We start from the raw sequence: 2,443 nt of genomic DNA on the forward strand, positions 1-2,443 counted from the left end.
AATATTAGCAGTAGTAAATGGTGAAGAAATTAAACAATCAGAAGTTGATAATTTTATTCAAGCTTTAGGTTATAGAGGAGCACAATTCAATAATGAAGAGGGAAGAAAAAGATTAACTGATGAATTAATCAACAGAAAGCTTTTATTCTTTGATGCTAAGAAATCTGGCTTGGATAAAGATGAAATATATGTAAAAGAAGTTAAAAAACAATCAGAAGAATTGTTGAAGGACTTTGCGATGGCTAACATAATCAATTCTGTTAGAGTATCTGATGAAGATTTGAAGGAATATTATGAAAACCACAAGGATAATTTCAAGGTTCAACCAACATTCACAGCTTCTCATATTTTAGTTGAATCTGAAGATTTGGCTAACGAAATCAAAGAAAAAATCGATAACGATGGTGATTTTGCAGAATTAGCAAAAGAATACTCTACTTGTCCATCAAAAGAACAAGGTGGAGATTTGGGAACATTCCAACAAGGTCAAATGGTTAAAGAATTCGAAAATGCTTTGATTGAAAATGAAATTGGAGATATCGTAGGACCTGTTAAAACACAATTCGGTTATCACATTATAAATATTAAAGATAAAACTGAAGGAAAAGTAAAATCTTTTGAAGAAGCAAAGAACGAAGTGAAACAAACACTATTACAATTAAAACAACAACAAGCATATATTGATGCTACAGATAAATTACAAAAAGAATACAAAATAGAAAAATTTTATTAATAATAATTGGAGAAGTTAAATGAATAATCTTAAGAAGAAGATAGTAGCTTTATGTTTAGCATTTAATATGATGTTGAGTACAGGCACTGCTGTATTTGCAAAGGAACAAGATGATAATGCAAGTCCTGCAAAAGTACAATCAACTATGAATAGGATTGAAGGACGCGATAGATTTGCCGTTGCAAACAAAGTAATGGAAGATTATTATGAAAACTCTAAAAAAGTATTGCTTGTGTCAGCTACAAAATTTCCTGACAATATTAGTTCTACTGTTATGAGTAATGGAGAAATTCCAATATTATACACTTTTTCAGACAAATTAGATGATTCCACTGAAAAACTTTTAAAATCAAAAGAATTGGATGAAGTTATTATTATAGGTGGAGAAAAATCTGTAAGTAAGGCTGTTCAAAATCATATCGAAAATGATTTAAAAATAAAAGTTGTAAGATATGCAGGATACGACAGATATGTGGTTAACTCAAAAATAGTTTCTGAAAAGTTTGCTAGCAATAAGTCGGAAAAACAAAACTTAGTTGTAGCTAGTGGAGAAGTATTTGCAGATGCTATTAACGCCACATCTTTGGCACAAAAACACGATGCGCCAATATTATTGGTATCAAAAAACAAGATTTCTAGCGATACAAAAGATTATTTGCAATCTTTCTATAAAGGAAATATTGGAAAAATATTTGTAGTTGGTGGACAAAAGACAGTTTCTGATAAAGTTTTACAAGAAATCAAGTCTATTACTAATGTAGAACCACAAAGAATATTTGGATCAAACAGATATATGACATCTGTCAGAGTCGCAAACGCAAGTTTTACTGCACCAACTAAAGCAATATTTGCTAGTGGTGAAGTGTTTGTAGATGCATTGGTAGCTGCACCACTTTCACAAAAACTAAAAGCGCCAATACTTTTGGTTTCAAAATCTTCTATAACAAGTGATGTTAAATCATATATTGGTAGCAATTCTTTTGAAGAAATGTACATTGTTGGTGGAAAGAATACAGTCTCTGAAAAAGTAAAAAATTTGATTTTATATAACGATTCAGAAGAAATTATAACAACTGATCCGAAATATCCAGGCAAAAAAATAAAACGTACAAAACCATTGCCAGGATTAGAAAATGAACCAGAATTTCCAGTTCAAATCAGCGATGACACTATTGTAATGGTACGTGGTCATTATGATGACGAAATGGCAAAGGAGATTGTCACTCTTTTGAATCAATATCGTAAAGAAAATGGGCTAAAAGAGTTGAAACAAGATAATTCATTAACACCAGTTGCAAAGACAAGAGCTGTAGAAATAGTCCATTTGTTTGAACACATTAGACCAAAAGGTGGTATGGTGACTGATATTTCTAATATCAATGGAGAAAATATCTACAACGGACCATACACTGCAAGTGGGGCAATGGAAGCTTGGAAAAATTCTCCGGGACACGATGAAAATATGTTAAGAGATGTGTTCACAAGAATTAATGTAAAAGTTTTTGTTACAAAAGCATATTACGAAGATTCTGATCAAACTTATGACAGATATTACGCAGTTCAAATATTTGGAATTTAATATTAGAGATAAGAAATGAAAGTCGATGGAAAATGACCTGAACCCGTAAACACGGAATAATTTAATAATATTTTAAGCGGAATGTAATCTGTACATAACAGGGGACATTCCGTTTAATTTTGTTTTAATTC

The 2,443-nt window shown here is 31.0% G+C and carries 2 protein-coding genes; both read left to right on the plus strand.

Going from position 1 to position 2,443, the window contains the following annotated elements; all coding sequences use genetic code 11:
- Position 1: 1 nt before the first annotated feature.
- Positions 2–733: a peptidylprolyl isomerase gene (locus tag KHW44_RS08565; RefSeq protein WP_304068453.1), complete on the plus strand. Its 732-nt coding sequence runs from the start codon at positions 2–4 to the stop codon at positions 731–733.
- Positions 734–752: 19 nt separating this feature from the next.
- A complete protein-coding gene (locus tag KHW44_RS08570; RefSeq protein ID WP_304068456.1) occupies positions 753–2,312 on the plus strand; it encodes a cell wall-binding repeat-containing protein in 1,560 nt (519 codons plus the stop codon).
- The last annotated feature ends 131 nt before the right edge of the window (positions 2,313–2,443 follow it).

Source organism: Finegoldia magna (assembly GCF_018371055.1).
GTDB classification, from domain to species: domain Bacteria; phylum Bacillota; class Clostridia; order Tissierellales; family Peptoniphilaceae; genus Finegoldia; species Finegoldia magna_I.